Source organism: Bradyrhizobium lablabi, from assembly GCF_001440475.1.
GTDB classification, from domain to species: Bacteria; Pseudomonadota; Alphaproteobacteria; order Rhizobiales; family Xanthobacteraceae; genus Bradyrhizobium; species Bradyrhizobium lablabi.
On record NZ_LLYB01000051.1, the window covers coordinates 21,996 to 41,152 of the forward strand.

Consider the following 19,157-nt stretch of genomic DNA (forward strand, 5'->3'; position numbering starts at 1 on the left):
GGCGCGGCCCGCACCAGCGCCACTGCGCTGCGCCTGCAAAAAGTTGATTGCAGATGCAATCGGACATTGACCATACAGTGGCGGCCGTATCACTCTTGCGCACATCAAAGAAAAAGAAGCAGGCGGGAACCAAGCATGCACGTCAAAGGCAAGGTCTGTGTCGTAACGGGAGCCGCCAGCGGCATCGGTGAAGCGGTAGCGCGCGCCTATGCGGAAGCCGGCGCGCGCGGCGTCGTGGTCGCCGACCTCAAGACTTCACGCGAGAAGCTCGCCAAGGTCGCCGGCGATATCGACGGGCTGCCGATCACGGCCGATGTCGGGCTGGAGGAAGACATCCAGGCGCTGATCGCCGCGGCCGAGGACAAATACGGCCCGGTCGACGTGTTCTTTTCCAACGCCGGGCTGTCACGCAAGGGTCAGGAGACGGCATCGGACGCCGATTGGGACGTGAGCTGGCGCGTCCATGTCATGAGCCATGTGTTCGCGGCGCGCGCGCTGGTGCCCGGCATGCTGGCGCGCGGCTCCGGCTATCTCCTCAACACCGCTTCCGCGGCGGGCCTGCTGGCGTCGCTGAACTCGATGCCCTACGGCGTCACCAAGAATGCCGCCGTGGCGCTCGCCGAACATCTCGCCATTCAGTATGGCGACCGCGGCATCCGCGTTTCCGTACTGTGCCCGCAGTCGGTGCAGACAGCCATGACGACACCGGGCCCTAGCGCCGCGCGGGTCGACGGCGTGCTGCAGCCGCCTGAAGTGGCGCGCATGGTGATCGAGGCGATGGCGGAAGAACGCTTCCTCATCCTGTCGCATCCGCAGGTCGCCGAATACATGCAGCGCAAGGCTTCCAACCGCGACCGCTGGCTCACTGGCATGCGGCGGCTGCGCGACAAGATCTACGGCGCGCCGCAATCAGCTTGAGGTTTTCGGCGCGAACGGCGCGAGTATTCCAGTGTAATTCTTCACGCCCGGCGACGCGTAGGAGCCACGCCGCGACGTCGTCAACCTCAACCCGGCCAGCGCCTCGGCCTGCTTCACCGCCGCCGCGACGCCATCGACGACGGGCACGCCGAATTTCCGCGACAGTTTTTGCGGCAGATCGGCCATGCCGGCACAGCCCAGCACGATCGCTTCCGCACCCTTGTCGAGCGCGCGGGCAATCTCGGCTTCAAGCTTAGCTTCCGCACCCGAGCCGGGCTTGTCGAGATCGAGCACCGCGACATCGCACGCCGTGACCTGCGCCCTCTCCGCGAAACCATAGCGGCGCACGAGCTCTTCCAGCGGCACGATCGAGCGCGGCAGCGTGGTGACGACGGCGATGCGCTTGGCGATCTGGCCGGCCGTCACCAGCGCCGCCTCGCAAATGCCGACCACCGGAAAGCGCGCGGCGGTCCGTGCGGCGTCGAGGCCGGTGTCGTCGAAGCACGCGACAATCGCCGCATCGGCATCCGGCGCATTGATCAGCGCTTGGATCAGGCCGGGCACCGCGAACGCCTCGTCGTAATAGCCTTCGATCGAGACCGGCCCCGTCGACGATGTAACGGCGATGATCTCGGTGCCGGATGCGGCGACAGCGCGCGCGGCGGCGCCGATCGTTTCGGTCATCGAGGTAGTTGTGTTCGGATTGACGATCAGGATTTTTGTCATTGATACATCGTAATGGGTATCGAGCGTCGCGCAAACTTTATCATCCGTCGTCCCGGCCTTGAGCCGGGACCCATACGCCGCAGCCACGCGGAAAGGCACCAAGGGAGACGGCTTTCCCTAACAAGGCCGTCCTGTGGTTATGGGTCCCTGCTTTCGCAGGGACGCCGTCGGAGCACTTAGCTCACGACCTCGTCCACCCACGCCGCAAACGCATCCAGCGCCTCATCCATCACCGCGCGATCGTTCCGGCCCGAGCTCTTCAGCACATGGAAGGAATGGTCGGCGCCATCGAGCAGATGCAGCGTCGCCCGCGACCCCAGGTCTTTGACGACAGGCTTGAGCAAGCTCAATTCCGCCAGCGCATCGCGCGTGCCCTGCAGGAACAGCATCGGTATCTTCACATCCGCGAGGTGCACGGCGCGCTCGCTGGAAGGCTTTCCGGCCGGATGCAAGGGAAAGCCGAGAAACGCCAATCCGCGAACGCCGGCCAAAGGCGACTTCGCCTGCGCCTGCGATGTCATCCGCCCGCCGAAGGATCGGCCACCCGCAATCAACGGCAGCACGGGAAAGCGTCGCCCGGCTTCCGCCACCGCCGCCCGCACCGTGGCGTGTGCGACCGCAGGCGGATCGGGCCGCTTGCTGCCTTTCTCCATATAGAGAAACTGATAGCGCAGCGTCGCAATGCCGCGTTGGCCGAGACCCGCGGCCACCGTTTCCATCGACGCATGGTCCATGCCCGCCCCGGCCCCGTGCGCAAACGCGTAACAGGCGCGGCATTGCGGCGGCTCGATCAGCAGCGCGGAAACTGTCTGATCGGAGCCCACCTCGATATGAATGCGTTCCGCCGCGGCTGTCGTCATGTGAACTGGCTGACATTCAATTGCATGGTCGGCACTCTATACTGGAATACTGGAAAAAGCCGGACCCGCGAGATGAACCGACCTAAATCACCCGAGCGCGAAGAGCCGGATTCATGGACAGACCTGTGACGCCACTATAAGATGGAATCATATTCAATCGCACGCCGAGGGTGATTCGCCTTGCGGCGTTTTTTGATAACAGACGGATATTGCGCGCGAGCGGTGCAGTTTTTGCAAAGGGGGCAAGCCATGTGGGGCAAGAGGACTGCGACCGGCAAGAGGATCACAAAAATCGTGATCGCGCTGGCGGTCGTCGGCATCGGTTACGTCGCCTTCAAGGACGACATCGCCAAGCTCTGGCAGGATTTCCACGTCAAGCTCGTGGAGCATCCGACGCCGAAGAAGACCGTCTGGCTCGATCAGGGTGTCGATAAGGAAACGCTGAGCTGGTTCTATCACAAGGATCAGGGAACGCGGACCTTCGGCTTTCCCTTCAAATGGTTCATGGCGCTGGAGCAGCCGACAATTCCCTGGCTGGTGTTCACCAATCCCGGCATGTTCAGCGACCCCGCCTATCTCGATCGCTACGGCTTCATTGCCGACACCGTCATATCAGGCAAGACGGCGCTTCCGATCGGCTTCGCGGAAGGGACCCCGATGCTGGACCCGACCGGGGCGCCATGGAAGAACCCGCGCGACAAGAAGGACATGAACGGCGTCGGCCTGACCTGCGCGGCCTGCCACACCGGCAGCTTCACCTATAACGGCACCGCCGTCGTCATCGACGGCGGGCCGGCGCTCACCGATCTGTTCAAGATGAAGCAGGGCATGGGCATCTCGCTGTTCCTGACCCGTTTCTGGCCCGGCCGCTTCAGCCGCTTCGCCGACCGCATCCTGGGAGAGGACGCCTCCGTTGACGACCGCGAGACGCTGAAGACCCAGCTCGACCAGGTTCTCAAGCAGTACAAGCGGGTCAAGGATCTCGAAGAGCGCGTCGCCTCCCAGAGCATCCTGGAGGGTTACGGCCGGCTCGATGCGCTGAACCGGATCGGCAATCAGGTATTCTCCATCGACCTGAACAAGCCGGAGAACTATGCCGGCTCCTCCGCGCCGGTGCATTTCCCCCGAATCTGGAATACGCCGTGGTTCGACTGGGTCCAGTATAACGGCTCCATCATGCAGCCGATGGTGCGCAACGCCGGCGAATCGCTCGGCGTGTCGGCCGAACTCAATCTGACTGAGCCATCCAAGGGCCTCTATAAATCGAGCGTGAACATCGACGCGCTCGATGAAATGGAGATGATGATCAAGGGCAAGAAGCCGCCGAACGCGAAGGATGGATTCTCGGGGCTGAAATCCCCGAAATGGCCGGCCGACATCCTGCCGCCGATCGACCCGAAGCTGGCCGAGGACGGCGCCAAGCTCTACAAGACCCATTGCGAGGGGTGCCACCGACCGCCGATCACGAGTGCGGAGTTCTACGATTTCAACAACAAGGACTGGTGGACCAAGAACGAGGCCGGCGAAGCGATCCTCAAGGTCGAGAACATCAAGATCTCGCATATCGGAACCGATGACGCACAGGCCGCCGACATGCTGGCCCGCACGGTCGCGGTGCCCGAAAACCTCGGCATCAAGAGCCCCAGCTTCGCATTCGCGCTGGGCGATCTGGTCGAGAAGACCGTCAACTACAACTTCGACCAGCGAAAACCGCCGGTCAGCGAGGCGGAGCGGAAGCGCATCGACGGCTACATGCCGAACGAACTCCGCGGTGAACTGGCCTACAAGGTCCGTCCGTTGAACGGCGTGTGGGCGACGCCGCCTTACCTGCACAATGGCTCGGTGCCGACCATCGACGATCTGCTCGGCGACCCGGAGAAGCGGCCGAAGACATTCTACCTCGGCAATCGCGAGTACGATCCCGTGAAGGTCGGCTACAAGAGCGATCTGTTCAAGAACGGCTTCGAATTCGACACGTCCATTCGCGGCAATTCGAACCGGGGACATGAATTCCGCAAGGACTACGACAAGGACAAGGAAATCAAGGGCGTGATCGGGCCGGCGCTGTCGGAGGGCGATCGGAAGGCGCTGATCGAATATCTCAAGACGCTCTAACCACTCGCTCACCGCGACCGCCGGGCTCCGCCCGGCGGTGCAATCGAAGCAAGCGAACGGCTACCTGCTGGCAACCAGCCGCAAATGCGGCTTGATCGTCTCTTCGAGCTCGGCCTTGAGCTGGTGCACGCGCGGATCGTCCGAGCGCGCCGCGCATACCGAATATTGATTGACTGAGCACGCCAGCGCGTGCCGCTCCTCGGCCGTACGCGTCACCTGGGGGCTGGACAACCTCAGCACCACCCCGCCGAGTTGCACCAGCATTTCGTCAAGCACCCGATCCATTCCGCTAATTTGAGCCATCACACACTCCCTCTGGAGGGAGTAATGAGCGGCGCGCCCGGCCGTTCCCCGTGCACGCTTGTTTAGGGATAACCAGAAGTAAACGGCGCCCCGATTCTGCCGACGCGTGCCACGCGCCGGCTTAAAGGGAATCATTATCAATTGAGGGAAATCGGCGGGTCTGGGTGGCGTCCAGCGCAATTGCCGCAGCCGTACCCGTTACCTATTCTGGCATTCCACCGTTCCCTGCGAGGCCCCGCATGATTCCGCCGCTCGATCCCGTCGTCGCCCAGATCATCCCGCTGCTGCCATTGCGCGATCCCACGTCGATGACGCCGCAGAGCGCGCGCGATGCGCTGCGGGCATTGGCGGCCGCGCGCGCGGCGGTTCCGCCGCCGCCGGTGACGAGCGCGGAGGATATCAAGGTGAAAGGCGCAGCCGGCTTCCTGGCCGCGCGGGCCTATCGAAACTCGAGCGACAAATCGCCGACGGTCGTGTTCTTTCACGGCGGCGGCTGGGTGGCCGGCGATCTCGAGACCCATGACCGGCAGGCGCGCTGGCTCGCGATCGAGACCGGCGCGGTCGTGGTCTCGGTCGATTATCGCCGCCCGCCGGAGGTGCGCTTTCCCGGCGCGTTCGAGGATGCTTTCGCAGCGGTCAAGGACGTCATCGCCCGCATCGCCGAATTCGGCGGCGATGCGGCGCGCGTCGGCGTCGCCGGCGACAGCGCCGGCGGCAACCTGGCGGCCACCACCGCGATCGCCTGCCGCGACGCCGGCATCAAGCTGGCAGCGCAATTGCTGGTCTATCCCGTCACCGACGTCGCCGGAAATTTCGCCGATGCACGTGAGAACGCGCGCTTTCCCTCGCGCGCCGAAAACGCGGACGGATATTTCCTCACCCGCGCCACCATGGAATGGTTTTGCGGCCATTACCTCGAAGACGGCGCCCACGGCTCCGACTGGCGCGTCTCGCCGCTGCGCGCCAAAAATCTCGCCGGCGTCGCGCCCGCCGTCGTCTGCACCGCATGGTTCGATCCGCTCCGCGACGAGGGCAAGGGCTACGCCGACTCACTCGCCGCCGCAGGCGTGCCGACCCGATATTACGACGGCCTCGGCCTGATCCACGGCTATTTCGGCCTTGGAGAAACGTCGGAGACGGCGAGGCGCGAGGCACAGCGCGCGCGGGCGGAGTTCAAGGCGCTGCTGGAGAGGAACGCGGCTACCTAGCTTTCGCCACAGCGACAATGACGGCGCCGCCGCAATGCGTCGGCATCTCCCCATGCAAGTGGAGAGGGCTCTTTTACTTCGTGAACGTGTTTGCCACCCGCCGGGAACGCAGCACGTAGGAAATCCAGATCGCTGATGCGATCGCGGTAACGAGCATTTTGCCGGCCTCGAGGGGCTCGACGGTCAGGAACTTACTCATCGGCTGGTCGAGAGAAACCGAGAAGATCGTCGCCACCCAAAAAAGGTCCACGATCGGAAAGAAGATTGCGCAGACCATTTGTACAAGAAAGAAGCCTGGAAAGCGGCGCGAGTGATTAAACAGGAGCCAGGCCGTGTAGATCGATAGACCAATCAACGCGGCGTACATTCCCATTTCGCCCCACAACGCGATCGGAAAGCGTCTCCAAATATCGTCGCTGATCGTTTGAGGGTATTGGCCGACGGCCACGACCTGACGCAAAATGCCCATCACCTGACCAAACGCCAGCAGACCAAGCCAGCCGCCGATGCCGGACAGCTCAGGCTCGATATTCTTGATCTCCGCACCTTCCGCGGCAACTGGCAGGTGCCGAGCGACCTCGCGTACTTCCCCGACCGGCTTCCAGTCGTCGAAGCCGTGCCGCCAAACCTTGACATGCTGACGATCGGCAATTTGTGAAAGGAGCGGGAGCAGTTCGGCCAGCGGCAAGGGGCCACGCGGCTCACCGCCATCGTTGTAGTACCATACAGCCAGCATGCAAACGCCCCCAACGTTTGACCATTGTAGCGGGCGCGCGGCGCACGTCACGATAGAAATCGCGCAGATTGACCAAAAGGCAAATCACCAGGCAGCCAGAGCGCGGCCGCGTATGCCGTGTGGTAGCTGGCGATCCCGGGAAGACTCGAACTTCCGACCTACGGTTTAGGAAACCGTCGCTCTATCCGGCTGAGCTACGGGACCGCGGACCCGCTCGGACAAGCAGGTGCTTGGGACGCTTCATAGCAAAGCAGACCTGCCATCGCCAGCCCTCTTGGGCTGGCCGCCGGATGAAAGGGAGCGCTCACGCCGGGAACGGGTTAGATGTCAGCGCGTACCGATGCGTTGGTGTCGCAGCAAGAAACCGGCAAAATAGCTGCGTTCATCATTCTCCGTTGCGGCCGGTTGCCACCCGGCGTGAGCCGATATTTCAACGCAGACCGCCATAACAATGTTTCCGCGCCAGGACGCATAAAGCCTGCGGCCAAGCAACCCGCTTGCCCACCGGCCTTCGCCGCCGGTATCTCCGCGCCGCGTCCTTCAGACTTGTTCCGAACCTTCTCGCAAAAAACGCCGAGGAACATTCGCGCCTGCGCCCTGTTCTAGGAAAATCGATCACTTCCGAGGAGGATAAAATGCAGAAACTTCTAGCTGCGGCTCTCTTGAGCGCCGCCGTCTTCAGTGCCCCCGCCTATGCGCAGTCGCCCCAGCCCGCGGACAAAGCCGCGCCTGCCGCGACCAGCGCCGGCACACATGAAAAGATGATGCTCAAGGGCAATTGGCGCGCGTCCAAGCTCATGGGCCTCGACGTCTACAATGAAGCCAACGAGAAGCTCGGCGACATCAACGAGCTGATCCTGGACAAGAACGGCAAGGTCGCCGCCGTAGTCATCGGCGTCGGCGGTTTCCTGGGCATGGGCGAGCATGACATCGCCGTTTCCATGGACAAGCTCAAATTCATGGAAGAGCCGGTGCGCACGAGTTCGACCGCGCCGGCCACGACGACGCGCGAGACCACCAAGGAAACAACGACCGGTGCGGCTACGACCACCACCACGACCGCACGTAGCGGCACTGCGAACGACTGGATGCCCGATCACGCGGTGATGAGCGGCACCAAGGAGCAGCTCAAGGCGATGCCGCAGTTCAAGTACTCAGACTATAACTAAGGCGTTCCACAGCTTCGGTTGGTCAAGGCCCCGCTCCGGCGGGGCCTTGATTATGAGCGCACCCCGCCGCTACGCCTTGATATTGTTCTCGCGCACCACCTGGCCCCAGATGCCGACCTGCTTGGCGAAGAACGTCGAAAATTCCTTGCCGTCGGCGAGCAGCAGCGTCATCTGCTGCGTTTCCTGCAATTGCGTCGCCACCGCCGGCTCGCTCAAAATCTCCTTCACCGATTTCGCCATGGCGGCGATGATTTCGGCCGGCGTGTCCTTGGGCGCAAAGATGCCCCACCAGGCCAGCGTCTCGAAATCGGGAAAGCCTGCCTCGATCGCGGTCTGGGTGTCCTTGAGCACCGGCATCCGCTCGAGGCCCAATTGCAGGATCGGCCGTAGCATGTTGGTGCCGAGCTGCGCCGTGATCAGCGCCGCCGATCCCACGATCATGTCGACATGGCCGCCGAGCACGTCGTTCATCGCCGGACCGCCGCCGCGGTAGGGCACATGCGTGATCTCGACACCGGCCTTCTTGCCGAGCACCGTCATCGCCAGATGGCCGAGCGTGCCGATGCCGACGGAGGCGTATTTCACAGCGCCGGGTTTGGCCTTGCAGGCCGCCACCACGTCGGCAAAATTTTTGTACGGCCGCTCGGCATTCGCGGCGACGACGTAAGGTGCGGTGCCGACCAGGAACACCGGCACCAGATCCTTTTCGACATCCACCCCCGGCTTTTCCAGGATCGAGGGAATCACCGCATGCGAATCGAAGGTCACCAGGAACGTCGCGCCGTCAGGCGCGCTCTTGGCAACCTGGATGGCGCCGAGCGAGCCGGCCGCGCCCGACTTGTTCTCTACCAGCACGGTGCGGCCGAGCTTCGTCTGCAAATGAGACTGCAATAGCCGCGCCAGCGCGTCGGTCGATCCCCCCGGTGGAAACGGCACCACCAGCGTCATGTTTTTGGCCGGCTGCGTCAGCGCCGGCGTCACTGCGAACGCGGCTGACGCCGCAAGCAAGTTGCGTCGTGTAATCTTCACCGAACCTCTCCTCCCAGTGTCGCCTGCGATTTTTTGTTTTTGTTCGCAAGGCTGGTGTTTAAGTGCCGAAGCCGGACCCGGCTTTCTTGTACTCGGGCCGCGGCGGGCTGAAGATGTCAAGCACGCGGGCGCCTTCCGGTCCAGCCCGCATCGTATGCGGCACGTTGCCGGGCGTGCGCCAGAAATCACCCTTCTTGACCGGAATTTCCTCCCCGCCCTGGACGCGGACCGCCGACCCATCGAGCAGCACGCCCCATTGCTCCTCGGGGTGGTGATGCAGGGTGCCTTGCGCATGCGGCGCCAGCGTCACCACCGACAGCATCGCGTGCTCGCCGGAGAAGATGCGCGTGGTGACGCCGGCAGCGAGTTCGCGAAACAGGCCGTCAGCCGTGTTATCCAGATTGTGGAATTCGTCTTTCTGGCTCATCGTCCCTCCGTTCAATCAGGATTTGCCGTAACTGCCCTGGTAGCGGCCTTCGCGAATCGAGACGAGAGTTTGCTCCTCGCGCGCGATCTGGGCGCGGACCGCCTCCAGCAAGCCGGGTGCGGTCGAAGCGGGGAACGACACCACGCCGTCTTCGTCGCCGACCACGATATCGCCGGGAGAAATCACCGAGCCGCCGATCGATACCGGCACGTTGATTTCACCCGGACCGCTCTTGTAGGGCCCGCGGTGGATCGCGCTCCGCGCAAAGCATGGAAAGTCGGAGGCGGCGAACGCCGCGACATCGCGGATCGCACCGTCGATTACATAGCCCGCGGCGCCGCGGTATTCGGCGATGGTCTTCATGATTTCGCCGACCAGCGCCCGCGTCTCGTCGCCGCCGCCATCGACCACGATCACATCGCCCGGGCCGACCAGTTCCAGCGCCTTGTGAATCGCCAGATTGTCGCCCGGCCGCGTCCGCACGGTGAAGGCCACCCCCACCAGCCGCCCGCCGCGATGGAAGGGACGAAGACCCACGGCGCCCGGCAGGCGAGCGAGATTGTCTGAGATGATCGAGGTCGGCGCATCCCGGAAGGCTTCGATCAGGTCGGCTGCGGGCTTTGGCACGCTGGTCATGGCCGTGGTGATGTTCATAAAAACGGTTCCCTCCTGCGGCTCCGGCACGCCCGGCACGAGGGCTCCAGACCAGCCGCCACATGATGACGTCGGTTGCGGCAAAACAATTAGCATTCCGCTTGAGCAGGTATAATGGATTTGAATGGGTCCGGGCGACCGGTCGGCCGGCCGGGGAAACGGGCAGCTGGTGCTGCGTGAACCCGCGTAGCGCACGGGCCAGCGCCAGACGTCGCGAAACCGACAGCCCTTCCCTGCTTTTTTTCTCTGCGACCGAAAGCCGCTTGCAATCCTCTCCCCGGCCACACTTCTTAATGCGACGTTAACCAGACCCGCCGACGCTGGCGGCAAAAGATTCGCGCTGCCGGTGCCTCACGATGCAGTTCCAGAAGCTGGTCCCCTCGCCGGCGCTTTCGATCGTCCAGTTCTCCGACATCGATGCCTTCCGGCCGGTCGAATTTGTCGCGGACGCGCGCAGCGTCCCGCTCAGCCTTGCGAATTTCCATACGGCGCGCGCGATGGTGCAGTTGCCGGGCTGCCAGATCACGGTGCTCAGCTCGTTCCCACGCATTGTCGACGTCAGCTACCGCGCGACGCACGGCGTCGTCATCTTCCAGATCGAGAACGATTACGACGTCGCCGTCAACGGCATGTCCGTGGACCGTCCGGCATTCATCGGCATGCGCGGCAATGTCGATTTGCAGTTCGTCGAACCTCGCGGATCGCTGCACGCGATCATCACGCTCGGCGCCGGCCTGCGCGATCGGGAGTGGTTCGATACGCCGGACCTGCTCCGCCCGTTCACGCCCACCCTCGAGGCTCTGGCAACCGTCAGATCCATCACGACGAACATCTTGCAGACGGCTTCCGCCAGACCGGCGCTGCTGCTGGAGCCGCGCTCGGCGCTGGCCCTCCAGGAAGACCTGCTGCTCGCCATCGACGAGATGTTCCGTCGCGGCAGAACGCCTGATGTGGCGGGCAGGATCGCAAGCAGGGGCTATTGCCGCCTCGTTCGCATGATCGACGAGTATGTCGCGTTTCACGCCGCCTCGCCGATCTACAGCGCCGACCTCGCCGAACAATGCGGCGTATCGGTCAGGACACTCGGCACGGCAGTGGCGAGTGTTCGCGGCATGAGCCTGCATCGCTATCTGCGTCTCAAGCAGCTTTGGTCGGCCCGCGCGCAACTGGTGAAGGGTTCTGACGCGATCACCGTGACGTCGTGTGCGCGCGCCAACGGCTTCCATCACATGGGCGAATTCGCACGGCTCTATCGCGCCACGTTCCATGAGACGGCGTCGACCACCTTGGCCCGCGCGCGACGCGCTGACTGATTGTTGCCACAATGTGGCGTGCTTATCCGCTCGCCTTCAGACGCCCGTGGTTAGAATCGCTGCAAGGTTGCGCGCGGAACTTTGCTTTGCCGTTGAATTTCTTCAAGATTTTTAATGGCCTAGCACTGTGTTCCGTCGGTCACATCCAGAGGGTAAGCTCACAACGCTAGCGGGAAAATCGTGCAATTTCGGCGTGACAGCGCTGCCAAAATGATGACAATCGACTCAATCAAAGTTCCCAAGAATTCGACTGGAGCAAAATCGTCCGTGGTCGCCTCACGTGCACCGTCATTTGTTTTTGCCGCGATCGGAGGCCTGCTCGTGTTCGCGCCGGCGCCGTCGAACGCGCAATGGTGGCGCAGCACGCCGGTGGATTTCGAATCATGCGCCGACGTGGCCGAGAAAGCGAATACCAAGGAAGAAAAAACGGCGAAGCTTGCCGAATGCAATGCGAAGTTCGCCGGCCGCCGCAAGGCAGGCGGCGGTTACACCTATTACGATTTCATGCAGGACCGCACCTTCGATATCGCGGGCCCCAATCCGACGCCGGAAGAGCAGAAGAAGATCGACGAGCACTACACCGCCTATCTGGAGCGCGAGCGCCGCAACCACCTCGCCGCGGCGCAGGCGGCCAAGCAGCAGCCGGAGCCGCCGCCCGCGCAAGGGTTGCAGCAGATCTCGCTGCGCACCGAGCAGTCGAACGCGATGCAGGCCGCTCCGCCGATCGAGACCGAAAAGGTGCCGATACCAATAGCCAGTCCCGTCAAGCAGGCGGCGCGCATCCGCGCTGCCCAGTGCGCCAAGGACCAGTTCTCGTGTGAATGGCCGCGACTCTCGGAGAGCATCAACGGACTGAAAAAGCTGCTCAATCCGCAGCAGCAGCAACAGCAGCCGGCCAAGCAGAAGAAGGGCTGACGCTCGGCTTCATTCCGAAGCGCGCGTAGCGCGAATCCTGGTGTGCGGCTTGCACATCGAAGAAGCCCGGAATCTAACGCGAGCTTCCGCACGTGGCGCCGTCGGCATCAATGCGCCCGCGGCTTCTTGACCCGGCGCGGCTTGACGACGGGCGTTGTGGCCGCCCGCGCCGCCGCCCGCTGTTCCTGCAGGCGCGCGTCATAGCCCGGTGACGGCGTTGCCGTCGGCGGCACGGCCTGCGCGGGCGAGAGTAGCGCCCAGCCGGCCAAAATGACGATCGCCAGCGGCGCTCCCGTTCGTTTCATGTCGCTTCTCCCATCGGCTTTGCGATACGAAATTCGCGCCGGATCAGCACCATTTCAAGGCCGATCAATAGCGCCTACGAATCTGCTCCGGCGTCAGGCCGGGCGAGCCGTTGGCGTCGCGCTCGGCCTGACGGATCAATTCCACGATCCGGCGTGACAGCGGCACGTCCAGGCCGCGCCGGTCGGCGATTTCGGTGATCACACCCTGTAGGTAGTCGATCTCGGTGCGGCGGCCGCGCTGCAGATCTTCCCACATCGATGAGCGCGCCTCGGGATCGATCTTCATCGTCCGCCCCAGCACGGCTTCGAAGATGAAATTCGGCACCCGCAGCAAATGCGTGACCAAGCCGACGGGAAGCGGCGTCGGCGATACCGACTTGATGCCCTCGGCGCGGATCGCGGCCAGGCCTTCCGCCATCTGGTCGGCGAACAGGCGGCGCCATGCGCGCTGGCTGAGTTGCTTACGCAGCGGCAGATCGGCCAGCGCATTGAGCGCGTTGTTGAGATTGAACAGCAGCTTGCCCCATTGCACGCCCTCGATGTTGTCGGTCGGCCGCACCTTCAATCCCGGCACCGACAGTGTCTCCGCCGTGCGCGCCTCGTCCTGCTCGATCACAATGTCGCCCGAGGTGGCGCGATGAAACCGCCCGTTGCCGAGCGCGATCACGTTGAACGGCACCATGCCGCCCAGCACGCGCCGGCCCGGCAGGCGGTTACGCAGCACGGCCGCGTTGCCGACGCCGTTCTGCAGGCTGACCACGACCACATCTGATGGTGCGTGCCTTGCGATCACGTCGGCCATGGCAGCGGTATCCGCGCTCTTGACCGTGACCAGCACGACGCCGGCATCCTCAAAAACAGAAGGATTTTCCGACAATGCGAACCGATCGCGTGGGATGGTCTGGTCGAAGCCTTCAAAGCTCGTCGGCCGCAGGCCGCTCGCTTCGATTTCGGCAATCACGCGCGGGCGCGCCAGCAGCGCGACAGGGCGGCCGCCGGCCGCCAGCATGCCGCCGACAAAGCAGCCGATGCTGCCGGCACCCGCGACACCGATCGTCTGGCCCGAAACCATTTGACACCCATCGCGTTGCAACAAGCCTCGATAGCAGAACCGTCAGCCAGTGCCTATCGGACGCATCCGGCCGCGACTTGTAACCGTCATGGGCCGACTTTATGTTTCGCACGGGGCTACGCGGAGGAGACGACCATGGGTTTACTCGACGTACTCAACGGCATGCAGAACGGCCCACGCGGCCCGAGCACCCCCAGCGCACAATCCGATAGCGGCGGCGGCATGTCACCGATGACAATGGCGATCCTGGCGCTATTGGCCTGGAAAGGCATCAAGCATTTCACCGGCAGTCAGGCGGGCAGCGCGCAGCGACCGACACCCGCCCCTGCCCCTGCCCCCGGCAATGTGACTGCCGGCATGCCCGGCGGCGGCGCGGGCGGTATGAGCGACTTGCTCAAGGGCGGATTGGGCGGCCTGCTCGCGGGCGGCGCGGCCGGCACCATCCTGAGCGGCGGCCTCGGCGACCTCATGAAGCAGTTGCAACAGAACGGCCTTGGCGATCAGGCCGACTCCTGGGTCAGCAACGGCCCCAACAAGCAGGTCGCGCCCGGCGATCTCGCCAACGCGCTCGGCGCCGACCAGATCGAGTCTCTCTCTTCGCAGAGCGGCCTGTCGCGCGATGATTTGCTGCAAGGCCTCAGCCAGTACCTGCCCGATGTCGTCAATCACCTGACGCCGGACGGGCGACTGCCGAGCGACAACGAAATGTCGGGACGGATCTGACGCCGCGATCGCGCGGTGCGCTGGCAGCACCCCGCCGTTTCATCATCGACGCAGTGGGAAAGGGACAGACATGAGCGGCATTCTCTGGATCATCTTCGTCGGCTTCGTCGCCGGCATCATCGCGCGGATTCTTTCACCCGGTCCGAATAACCCGAGCGGCTTCATCCTGACCACGGTGCTCGGCATCGCCGGCGCATTTCTGGCGACCTGGATCGGCCAGGCGATCGGCCATTACAGCCCCGACCAGGGCGCCGGCTTCATCACCGCCACCATCGGCGCGCTGGTGGTGCTGTTCATCTGGAACCGGCTGGTGGCAAGGCGCATGATCCCGGATCCGGGAAATAGGTGACGACATTGCGTATTTGGTCGTAGCCCGGAGCGCAGCGCAATCCGGGACAGCATCGCACGCGGCTTCGGTTCTCCCGGGTTGGCGCTTCGCTTCACCCGGGCTACGAGGCCCTACGCTTCCGATCACAACACCAGATGCATGCCCGCATCCATGCGCACGAACTCGCCGGTCATGTTGCTCGACGCCGGCGACGCCAGGAAGCACACGAGCTGCGCGATGTCTTCCGCGGTCGACGCCACCTTCAGCGGCACCTTCGCCACCACGGCGTCGCGCACCGCTTTCGCGCCGGCCTCGCCGCGGCCCTTGGTGAACCAGGGCGTGTCGATATAGCCGGGGCACACCGTGTTGACGCGGATCAAGGGCGCCAGCGCCCGCGCCAGCGATTGCGTCATGGTGTTGAGCGCGCCCTTGCTCGCGGCGTAAGCGACGGACGAGCCGCCGCCGGAAATGCCGGCAACCGACGAGACGTTGACGACGGCGGACGCCCGCCCCGACGCCTTCGCGCCGGCCTCGAGCTGCGCGCGCGCCGCGCGGATCATCTGAAACGGGCCGATCGTGTTGACGGCATAGATGCGCTGAAAGTCCTCGGCCGTTAGCCCGTCGAGATCGTGATGCGGCACGTGCTTGGTGGTGCCGGCATTGTTGACGAGCACGTCGAGCCGCCCCCACGGCACCGCCGCGGCCGCGATCTTCTTGCAGTCCTCGTCACGCGACACGTCGCCCTGCACCACCACGACTTCGGCGCCAGCGCTGCGGCAGAGGTCGGCTGTCGCTTCGGCTTCCGCCTTGCTGTTGGAATAGTTGACGACGATGCGCGCGCCGCCCTTTGCCAGAATGGCCGCGGTCGCCGCTCCCAGGCCAGAAGCTGAACCGGTGACAATCGCGCACAAACCATCCTTCGACATCCGCATTTCCTTTGTTGTTCTTGAATCAAAGTTTCGAACCGTCGGTTCGCAGGACCGGTGGCTACCATATCGCGCGGCCAATGGCCTGCAAATCCGAAGAAGTCCGTTGCGCGGAATTTATTCTTCGCCCGCGATCATCATGCCACCGCCTCATGCCGCCCTGCGGACAGCGCTTGTCACGGCTATGGCTTTTGCCCATCATTAAGCGCAAGAAAAGACCGCAGCCGAACCCGGCACAAACGTCGGGACTGGCATGCCAATCTCAAATTTGGGGAACGCTGTGGCGGAGAGTGAGAACATCGTTGCCGAGACCGCGGAGAAAATCTTTGCCGATCTCGCCGACGCCCAAACCATCAATCACGACAAGAAGGGCGAGTGGAAGGCCCCGCTGTGGCAGGCGCTGACGGAGGCCGGCCTGCCGCTGGCCTGGGTGCCGGAAGATTGCGGCGGTTCGGGCGCCTCGCTCGCCGAAGGCTTCAGCGTTCTCAGCGCCGCCGGGCGCTTTGCCGTCGCGGTCCCGCTCGCCGAAACCATGCTGGCCGGCTGGCTGTTGGCGCAGGCCAAGATCGCTTCGCCCGACGGCGAGATGACGGTGGTGCCCGCAAGCCCGAAAGACCGGATTACCGTCAATGCCGACGGCAGCCTCTCCGGCCGGGCGCGCGGCGTGCCGTTCGCCAAGACCGCAAAGCATTTTGCGGTGCTCGCCAGCGATGCCAAAGGCAGCTTTTCAATTGCGCTGGTCGATGCTTCCAAGTGCCGGATCGAGGCTGGGATCGGCCTCGGCGGCGACAACTCCGATACCGTGACGCTCGACAAGGTGCAGCCGGTCGCGACCAAGCCGGCGCCTGGCGGTTTCGACCAGCCCCGGCTGATGCTGATGGGCGGCGTCGCGCGTGCCTTGCAGATCGCGGGCGCGCTGGAATCGATGCTGGAAATATCCGTGCGCTATTCCAATGAGCGCGTCGCGTTCGAGAAGAAGATCTCGAAATTCCAGGCGGTGCAGCACAATCTCGCGCGGCTCGCCGGCGAGTCGGCGGCCGCGCTGGCCGCGGCAACTTCGGCGGCGGATGCCATCGCCAACGCCACCTCCTTCGACGACGAAGTGTTTCTCGAAGCGGTGGCGGCAAAAATCCGCTGCTCGGAAGCAGCGGAGAAAGGCGCCGCGATTGCCCATCAGGTGCACGGCGCGATCGGCTTCACCGTCGAGCACATCCTGCATCGCTATTCGCTGCGTGCGCTGGCCTGGCGCGACGATTTCGGCTCGGAAAGCTACTGGGCGGTCGAGCTCGGCAAGCTCGTCTGCGTCAGAGGCGCCGACGAATTATGGCCGCTGGTGGCCTCGCGCTGACGTCAACACCGATTTGCCTGCATAGAGAATAACAATGACCGCAGCCCTCCGTTTCGATCCGATCCGCCTACCGCCCAAATGCGAGCAATTGCGCAAGGAAGTGCGCGCCTTCCTCGCGGAAGAAATCGCCGCCGGCACTTTCGATCCGCACAAGCCGAACCGCGAAGACACCGACGTGCCGGAATTTTCCCGGAAGGTCGGCGAGCGCGGCTGGCTCGGCATGACCTGGCCGAAGAAATATGGCGGCCACGAGCGCTCGTTTCTCGAGCGCTATGTGGTAACCGAGGAAATGCGCGTGGCGAACGCGCCGACGCGGCGCTTCTTCGTCGCCGACCGCCAGAGCGGCCCGGTGCTTCTGAAATACGCGCCCGAGCACATCAAGATGGAGATCCTGCCGCGCATCTGCAAAGGCGAGATCTGCTTTGCCATCGGCATGAGCGAGCCGAATTCCGGCTCCGATCTGTTCGCCGCGAAAACCCGCGCGACAAAAACCGACGGCGGCTATCTGATCAACGGCACCAAGATCTGGACCTCCTCGGCCCATATCGCCGACTACATGATCGCGATCTTCCGGACGTCACCGCCGACCAAGGAAAACCGCCGCCATGGGCTAACGCAATTCCTGGTCAAGATGAAGCAGCCGGGCATCCAGGTGAACCCGATCGGCCAGATCACCGGGCAGTATGAATTCAACGAAGTCGTGTTCACCGACTACTTCGTTCCCGACGATCACGTGCTCGGCGAAATCGACGGCGCCTGGAAGCAGGCGACGAGCGAACTCGCCTATGAACGTTCCGGCCCGGAACGTTTCCTCGAAACCTATTACGTGCTGACTGAACTGGTCCGCGCCGTCGGCAACAATCCTGATACCCGCAGCGCCGAAGGCATCGGCCGGCTGGTGGCGCAGGTGCACACCATGCGGCGCATGTCGGTCTCGGTCGCGGGCATGCTGCAGGCCGGCAAGGAGCCGGTGGTCGAGGCGTCCATCGTGAAGGACATCGGCACCATTTGGGAACAGCAACTGCCGCATCGCGTGCGCGAGCTATCAGCCTTTGTCGAGGAAACCGCCACCAACCGCGAGACGCTGGAAAAGCAGCTCGATTTCGCCATCAAGACCGCGCCCAAGCTGACGATACAGGGCGGCACCACCGAGGTGCTGCGCGGCATCATCGCCCGTGGGTTGGGTCTGCGCTAATTCAACGAGGAAAGCTCATGAGCAAATACACTGATATCGGCGTCGAGAAGCACGGTCACGTCGGCCTGATCGAAATCCGCAAGCCGCCTTTGAACTTCTTCGACGTCTCGCTGATCAACCAGATCGCGGACGCGCTGGAGGAGTTCGACAACGACATCGAAATCCGCGCCTCGGTGCTCGCCGCCCAAGGCAAGGCGTTCTGCGCCGGCGCCGATTTTTCCGATCCCAAGCGGCAGGAGCAGGAAGAAAGCGCGAAAAAGGATCCCGCCGCCAACCTTCCGATCAACCATCTCTACGTTCAGGCCGTGCGCATCTTCCGCAACAAGAAGCCGGTTGTCGCCGCCGTCCATGGCGCTGCCATCGGCGGCGGCCTGGGCCTCGCCGTCTCCGCCGACTTCCGCGTCACCTGCCCCGAGGCGCGCTTCGCGGCGAACTTCACCAAGCTCGGCTTCCATCCCGGCTTCGGCCTGACCACGACGCTTCCCGAACTGGTCGGCAAGAACAATGCGGAGCTGATCTTCTACACCAGCCGCCGCGTCACCGGCGAGGAAGCAACAAGGATGGGCCTTGCCAATGTCTGCGTGCCGCAGGACCAGGTGCGCGCCGCGGCGATGAAGCTCGCAGCCGAAATCGCCGAATGCTCCCCGCTCGGCCTGATCTCGACCCGCGCCACCATGCGCGCCGGCCTCGCCGACCGCGTGCTCGCTGCGACCAACCATGAACTCGTCGAGCAGACGAAACTCCGCGCGACGGAGGATTTCAAGGAAGGCGTGAAAGCCACCGCCGAACGCCGCGTCGCGAATTTCAAGGGGCGGTAGTTCTCTTTCCGCTTGCACTCTTCCCTTCTCCCCTTGTGGGAGAAGGTGGCGCGAAGCGCCGGATGAGGG

22 protein-coding genes and 1 tRNA gene are annotated in these 19,157 nt (G+C 63.8%); 12 read left to right on the forward strand and 11 right to left on the reverse strand.

What is annotated here, in order from left to right; genetic code table 11:
- The first annotated feature begins 135 nt into the window (after positions 1–135).
- A complete protein-coding gene (locus CQ14_RS08505) occupies positions 136–918 on the forward strand; it encodes an SDR family oxidoreductase (RefSeq protein WP_057857466.1) in 783 nt (260 codons plus the stop codon).
- Here CQ14_RS08505 and CQ14_RS08510 read toward each other — a convergent pair.
- Entirely contained in the window at positions 910–1,644 is a 735-nt protein-coding gene (locus tag CQ14_RS08510) for an aspartate/glutamate racemase family protein (RefSeq protein WP_057857467.1), read from the reverse strand. The two genes, CQ14_RS08505 and CQ14_RS08510, sit on opposite strands and share 9 nt — an antisense overlap.
- Positions 1,645–1,820: 176 nt before the next feature.
- Positions 1,821–2,504, reverse strand: a complete 684-nt coding sequence (locus CQ14_RS08515; protein WP_057857468.1) for an alpha/beta hydrolase family protein — start codon at positions 2,502–2,504, stop codon at positions 1,821–1,823.
- A gap of 249 nt (positions 2,505–2,753) precedes the next feature.
- Here CQ14_RS08515 and CQ14_RS08520 point away from each other — a divergent pair, with 249 nt between their 5' ends.
- Positions 2,754–4,619 (forward strand): di-heme-cytochrome C peroxidase, encoded by a 1,866-nt coding sequence (locus CQ14_RS08520; RefSeq protein WP_057857469.1) that lies wholly within the window; start codon positions 2,754–2,756, stop codon positions 4,617–4,619.
- A gap of 60 nt (positions 4,620–4,679) precedes the next feature.
- On the opposite strand, the gene CQ14_RS08525 is transcribed toward CQ14_RS08520, so the two are convergent.
- Entirely contained in the window at positions 4,680–4,922 is a 243-nt protein-coding gene (locus CQ14_RS08525) for a hypothetical protein (RefSeq protein ID WP_057857497.1), read from the reverse strand.
- 239 nt (positions 4,923–5,161) lie between these two features.
- Between CQ14_RS08525 and CQ14_RS08530 the strand changes: the two genes are divergently transcribed.
- A complete protein-coding gene (locus tag CQ14_RS08530) occupies positions 5,162–6,130 on the forward strand; it encodes an alpha/beta hydrolase (protein ID WP_057857470.1) in 969 nt (322 codons plus the stop codon).
- 73 nt (positions 6,131–6,203) lie between these two features.
- On the opposite strand, the gene CQ14_RS08535 is transcribed toward CQ14_RS08530, so the two are convergent.
- Both CQ14_RS08535 and CQ14_RS08540 read right to left on the reverse strand, forming a co-directional pair.
- Positions 6,204–6,866: a DUF2569 family protein gene (locus tag CQ14_RS08535; RefSeq protein ID WP_057857471.1), complete on the reverse strand. Its 663-nt coding sequence runs from the start codon at positions 6,864–6,866 to the stop codon at positions 6,204–6,206.
- 127 nt (positions 6,867–6,993) lie between these two features.
- Positions 6,994–7,070 (reverse strand) — tRNA-Arg (locus CQ14_RS08540).
- Positions 7,071–7,190: 120 nt separating this feature from the next.
- Here CQ14_RS08540 and CQ14_RS43410 point away from each other — a divergent pair.
- Together CQ14_RS43410 and CQ14_RS08545 are read left to right on the forward strand one after the other, a co-directional pair.
- Positions 7,191–7,472: a hypothetical protein gene (locus CQ14_RS43410; protein WP_156434781.1), complete on the forward strand. Its 282-nt coding sequence runs from the start codon at positions 7,191–7,193 to the stop codon at positions 7,470–7,472.
- Positions 7,473–7,501: 29 nt separating this feature from the next.
- Positions 7,502–8,035 carry a PRC-barrel domain-containing protein gene (locus CQ14_RS08545; protein WP_057857472.1) on the forward strand — a complete coding sequence of 178 codons (534 nt, stop codon included), beginning with the start codon at positions 7,502–7,504 and terminating at the stop codon, positions 8,033–8,035.
- A gap of 69 nt (positions 8,036–8,104) precedes the next feature.
- Here the strand turns inward: CQ14_RS08545 and CQ14_RS08550 are convergent, their stop codons facing one another.
- The 3 genes from CQ14_RS08550 to CQ14_RS08560 are packed head-to-tail and all read right to left on the reverse strand — an operon-like array spanning position 8,105 to position 10,145.
- Entirely contained in the window at positions 8,105–9,064 is a 960-nt protein-coding gene (locus CQ14_RS08550) for a Bug family tripartite tricarboxylate transporter substrate binding protein (RefSeq protein WP_057857473.1), read from the reverse strand.
- Positions 9,065–9,122: 58 nt separating this feature from the next.
- Positions 9,123–9,491, reverse strand: a complete 369-nt coding sequence (locus tag CQ14_RS08555; RefSeq protein ID WP_057857474.1) for a dimethylsulfonioproprionate lyase family protein — start codon at positions 9,489–9,491, stop codon at positions 9,123–9,125.
- Between the two features lie 15 nt (positions 9,492–9,506).
- Positions 9,507–10,145 (reverse strand): RraA family protein, encoded by a 639-nt coding sequence (locus tag CQ14_RS08560; RefSeq protein ID WP_057857475.1) that lies wholly within the window; start codon positions 10,143–10,145, stop codon positions 9,507–9,509.
- Positions 10,146–10,501: 356 nt separating this feature from the next.
- On the opposite strand from CQ14_RS08560, the gene CQ14_RS08565 reads away from it, so the two are divergent.
- Both CQ14_RS08565 and CQ14_RS08570 read left to right on the forward strand, forming a co-directional pair.
- Positions 10,502–11,458, forward strand: a complete 957-nt coding sequence (locus tag CQ14_RS08565; RefSeq protein WP_057857476.1) for a helix-turn-helix domain-containing protein — start codon at positions 10,502–10,504, stop codon at positions 11,456–11,458.
- A 213-nt stretch (positions 11,459–11,671) separates the two neighbouring features.
- Positions 11,672–12,373, forward strand: coding sequence for a hypothetical protein (locus CQ14_RS08570; protein ID WP_057857498.1), 702 nt, complete (start codon positions 11,672–11,674; stop codon positions 12,371–12,373).
- 107 nt (positions 12,374–12,480) lie between these two features.
- Here CQ14_RS08570 and CQ14_RS08575 read toward each other — a convergent pair whose 3' ends face one another.
- Both CQ14_RS08575 and CQ14_RS08580 read right to left on the reverse strand, forming a co-directional pair.
- Complete coding sequence (locus CQ14_RS08575) at positions 12,481–12,678, reverse strand: hypothetical protein (RefSeq protein WP_057857477.1); 198 nt, start codon at positions 12,676–12,678, stop codon at positions 12,481–12,483.
- Between the two features lie 64 nt (positions 12,679–12,742).
- Complete coding sequence (locus CQ14_RS08580; protein ID WP_057857478.1) at positions 12,743–13,750, reverse strand: 2-dehydropantoate 2-reductase; 1,008 nt, start codon at positions 13,748–13,750, stop codon at positions 12,743–12,745.
- A 135-nt stretch (positions 13,751–13,885) separates the two neighbouring features.
- Here CQ14_RS08580 and CQ14_RS08585 point away from each other — a divergent pair, with 135 nt between their 5' ends.
- Positions 13,886–14,473, forward strand: a complete 588-nt coding sequence (locus tag CQ14_RS08585) for a YidB family protein (protein ID WP_057857479.1) — start codon at positions 13,886–13,888, stop codon at positions 14,471–14,473.
- A 70-nt stretch (positions 14,474–14,543) separates the two neighbouring features.
- The gene (locus CQ14_RS08590) at positions 14,544–14,822 is read left to right on the forward strand and encodes a GlsB/YeaQ/YmgE family stress response membrane protein (RefSeq protein WP_057857480.1); all 279 of its coding nucleotides are present in this window, start codon (positions 14,544–14,546) and stop codon (positions 14,820–14,822) included.
- Between the two features lie 122 nt (positions 14,823–14,944).
- Here CQ14_RS08590 and CQ14_RS08595 read toward each other — a convergent pair whose 3' ends face one another.
- A complete protein-coding gene (locus CQ14_RS08595; RefSeq protein WP_057857499.1) occupies positions 14,945–15,727 on the reverse strand; it encodes an SDR family NAD(P)-dependent oxidoreductase in 783 nt (260 codons plus the stop codon).
- Between the two features lie 280 nt (positions 15,728–16,007).
- Here CQ14_RS08595 and CQ14_RS08600 point away from each other — a divergent pair, with 280 nt between their 5' ends.
- The 3 genes from CQ14_RS08600 to CQ14_RS08610 are packed head-to-tail and all read left to right on the forward strand — an operon-like array spanning position 16,008 to position 19,088.
- Complete coding sequence (locus CQ14_RS08600; protein ID WP_057857481.1) at positions 16,008–17,075, forward strand: acyl-CoA dehydrogenase family protein; 1,068 nt, start codon at positions 16,008–16,010, stop codon at positions 17,073–17,075.
- A 34-nt stretch (positions 17,076–17,109) separates the two neighbouring features.
- Complete coding sequence (locus tag CQ14_RS08605) at positions 17,110–18,270, forward strand: acyl-CoA dehydrogenase family protein (protein WP_057833926.1); 1,161 nt, start codon at positions 17,110–17,112, stop codon at positions 18,268–18,270.
- Between the two features lie 17 nt (positions 18,271–18,287).
- Positions 18,288–19,088: an enoyl-CoA hydratase/isomerase family protein gene (locus CQ14_RS08610; RefSeq protein WP_057857482.1), complete on the forward strand. Its 801-nt coding sequence runs from the start codon at positions 18,288–18,290 to the stop codon at positions 19,086–19,088.
- Positions 19,089–19,157 lie beyond the last annotated feature (69 nt).

Bases quoted from the DNA above. Each gene is read 5' to 3' on its own strand.
- CQ14_RS08570 (WP_057857498.1), top strand. From the start codon at position 11,672: ATGACAATCGACTCAATCAAAGTTCCCAAGAATTCGACTGGAGCAAAA.
- CQ14_RS08505 (WP_057857466.1), top strand. From the start codon at position 136: ATGCACGTCAAAGGCAAGGTCTGTGTCGTAACGGGAGCCGCCAGCGGC.
- CQ14_RS08545 (WP_057857472.1), top strand. From the start codon at position 7,502: ATGCAGAAACTTCTAGCTGCGGCTCTCTTGAGCGCCGCCGTCTTCAGT.
- CQ14_RS43410 (WP_156434781.1), top strand. From the start codon at position 7,191: ATGTCAGCGCGTACCGATGCGTTGGTGTCGCAGCAAGAAACCGGCAAA.
- CQ14_RS08575 (WP_057857477.1), bottom strand. From the start codon at position 12,678: ATGAAACGAACGGGAGCGCCGCTGGCGATCGTCATTTTGGCCGGCTGG.
- CQ14_RS08555 (WP_057857474.1), bottom strand. From the start codon at position 9,491: ATGAGCCAGAAAGACGAATTCCACAATCTGGATAACACGGCTGACGGC.
- CQ14_RS08580 (WP_057857478.1), bottom strand. From the start codon at position 13,750: ATGGTTTCGGGCCAGACGATCGGTGTCGCGGGTGCCGGCAGCATCGGC.
- CQ14_RS08590 (WP_057857480.1), top strand. From the start codon at position 14,544: ATGAGCGGCATTCTCTGGATCATCTTCGTCGGCTTCGTCGCCGGCATC.
- CQ14_RS08585 (WP_057857479.1), top strand. From the start codon at position 13,886: ATGGGTTTACTCGACGTACTCAACGGCATGCAGAACGGCCCACGCGGC.
- CQ14_RS08610 (WP_057857482.1), top strand. From the start codon at position 18,288: ATGAGCAAATACACTGATATCGGCGTCGAGAAGCACGGTCACGTCGGC.
- CQ14_RS08605 (WP_057833926.1), top strand. From the start codon at position 17,110: ATGACCGCAGCCCTCCGTTTCGATCCGATCCGCCTACCGCCCAAATGC.
- CQ14_RS08535 (WP_057857471.1), bottom strand. From the start codon at position 6,866: ATGCTGGCTGTATGGTACTACAACGATGGCGGTGAGCCGCGTGGCCCC.
- CQ14_RS08565 (WP_057857476.1), top strand. From the start codon at position 10,502: ATGCAGTTCCAGAAGCTGGTCCCCTCGCCGGCGCTTTCGATCGTCCAG.
- CQ14_RS08595 (WP_057857499.1), bottom strand. From the start codon at position 15,727: ATGTCGAAGGATGGTTTGTGCGCGATTGTCACCGGTTCAGCTTCTGGC.
- CQ14_RS08520 (WP_057857469.1), top strand. From the start codon at position 2,754: ATGTGGGGCAAGAGGACTGCGACCGGCAAGAGGATCACAAAAATCGTG.
- CQ14_RS08525 (WP_057857497.1), bottom strand. From the start codon at position 4,922: ATGGCTCAAATTAGCGGAATGGATCGGGTGCTTGACGAAATGCTGGTG.
- CQ14_RS08515 (WP_057857468.1), bottom strand. From the start codon at position 2,504: ATGACGACAGCCGCGGCGGAACGCATTCATATCGAGGTGGGCTCCGAT.
- CQ14_RS08530 (WP_057857470.1), top strand. From the start codon at position 5,162: ATGATTCCGCCGCTCGATCCCGTCGTCGCCCAGATCATCCCGCTGCTG.
- CQ14_RS08510 (WP_057857467.1), bottom strand. From the start codon at position 1,644: ATGACAAAAATCCTGATCGTCAATCCGAACACAACTACCTCGATGACC.
- CQ14_RS08560 (WP_057857475.1), bottom strand. From the start codon at position 10,145: ATGAACATCACCACGGCCATGACCAGCGTGCCAAAGCCCGCAGCCGAC.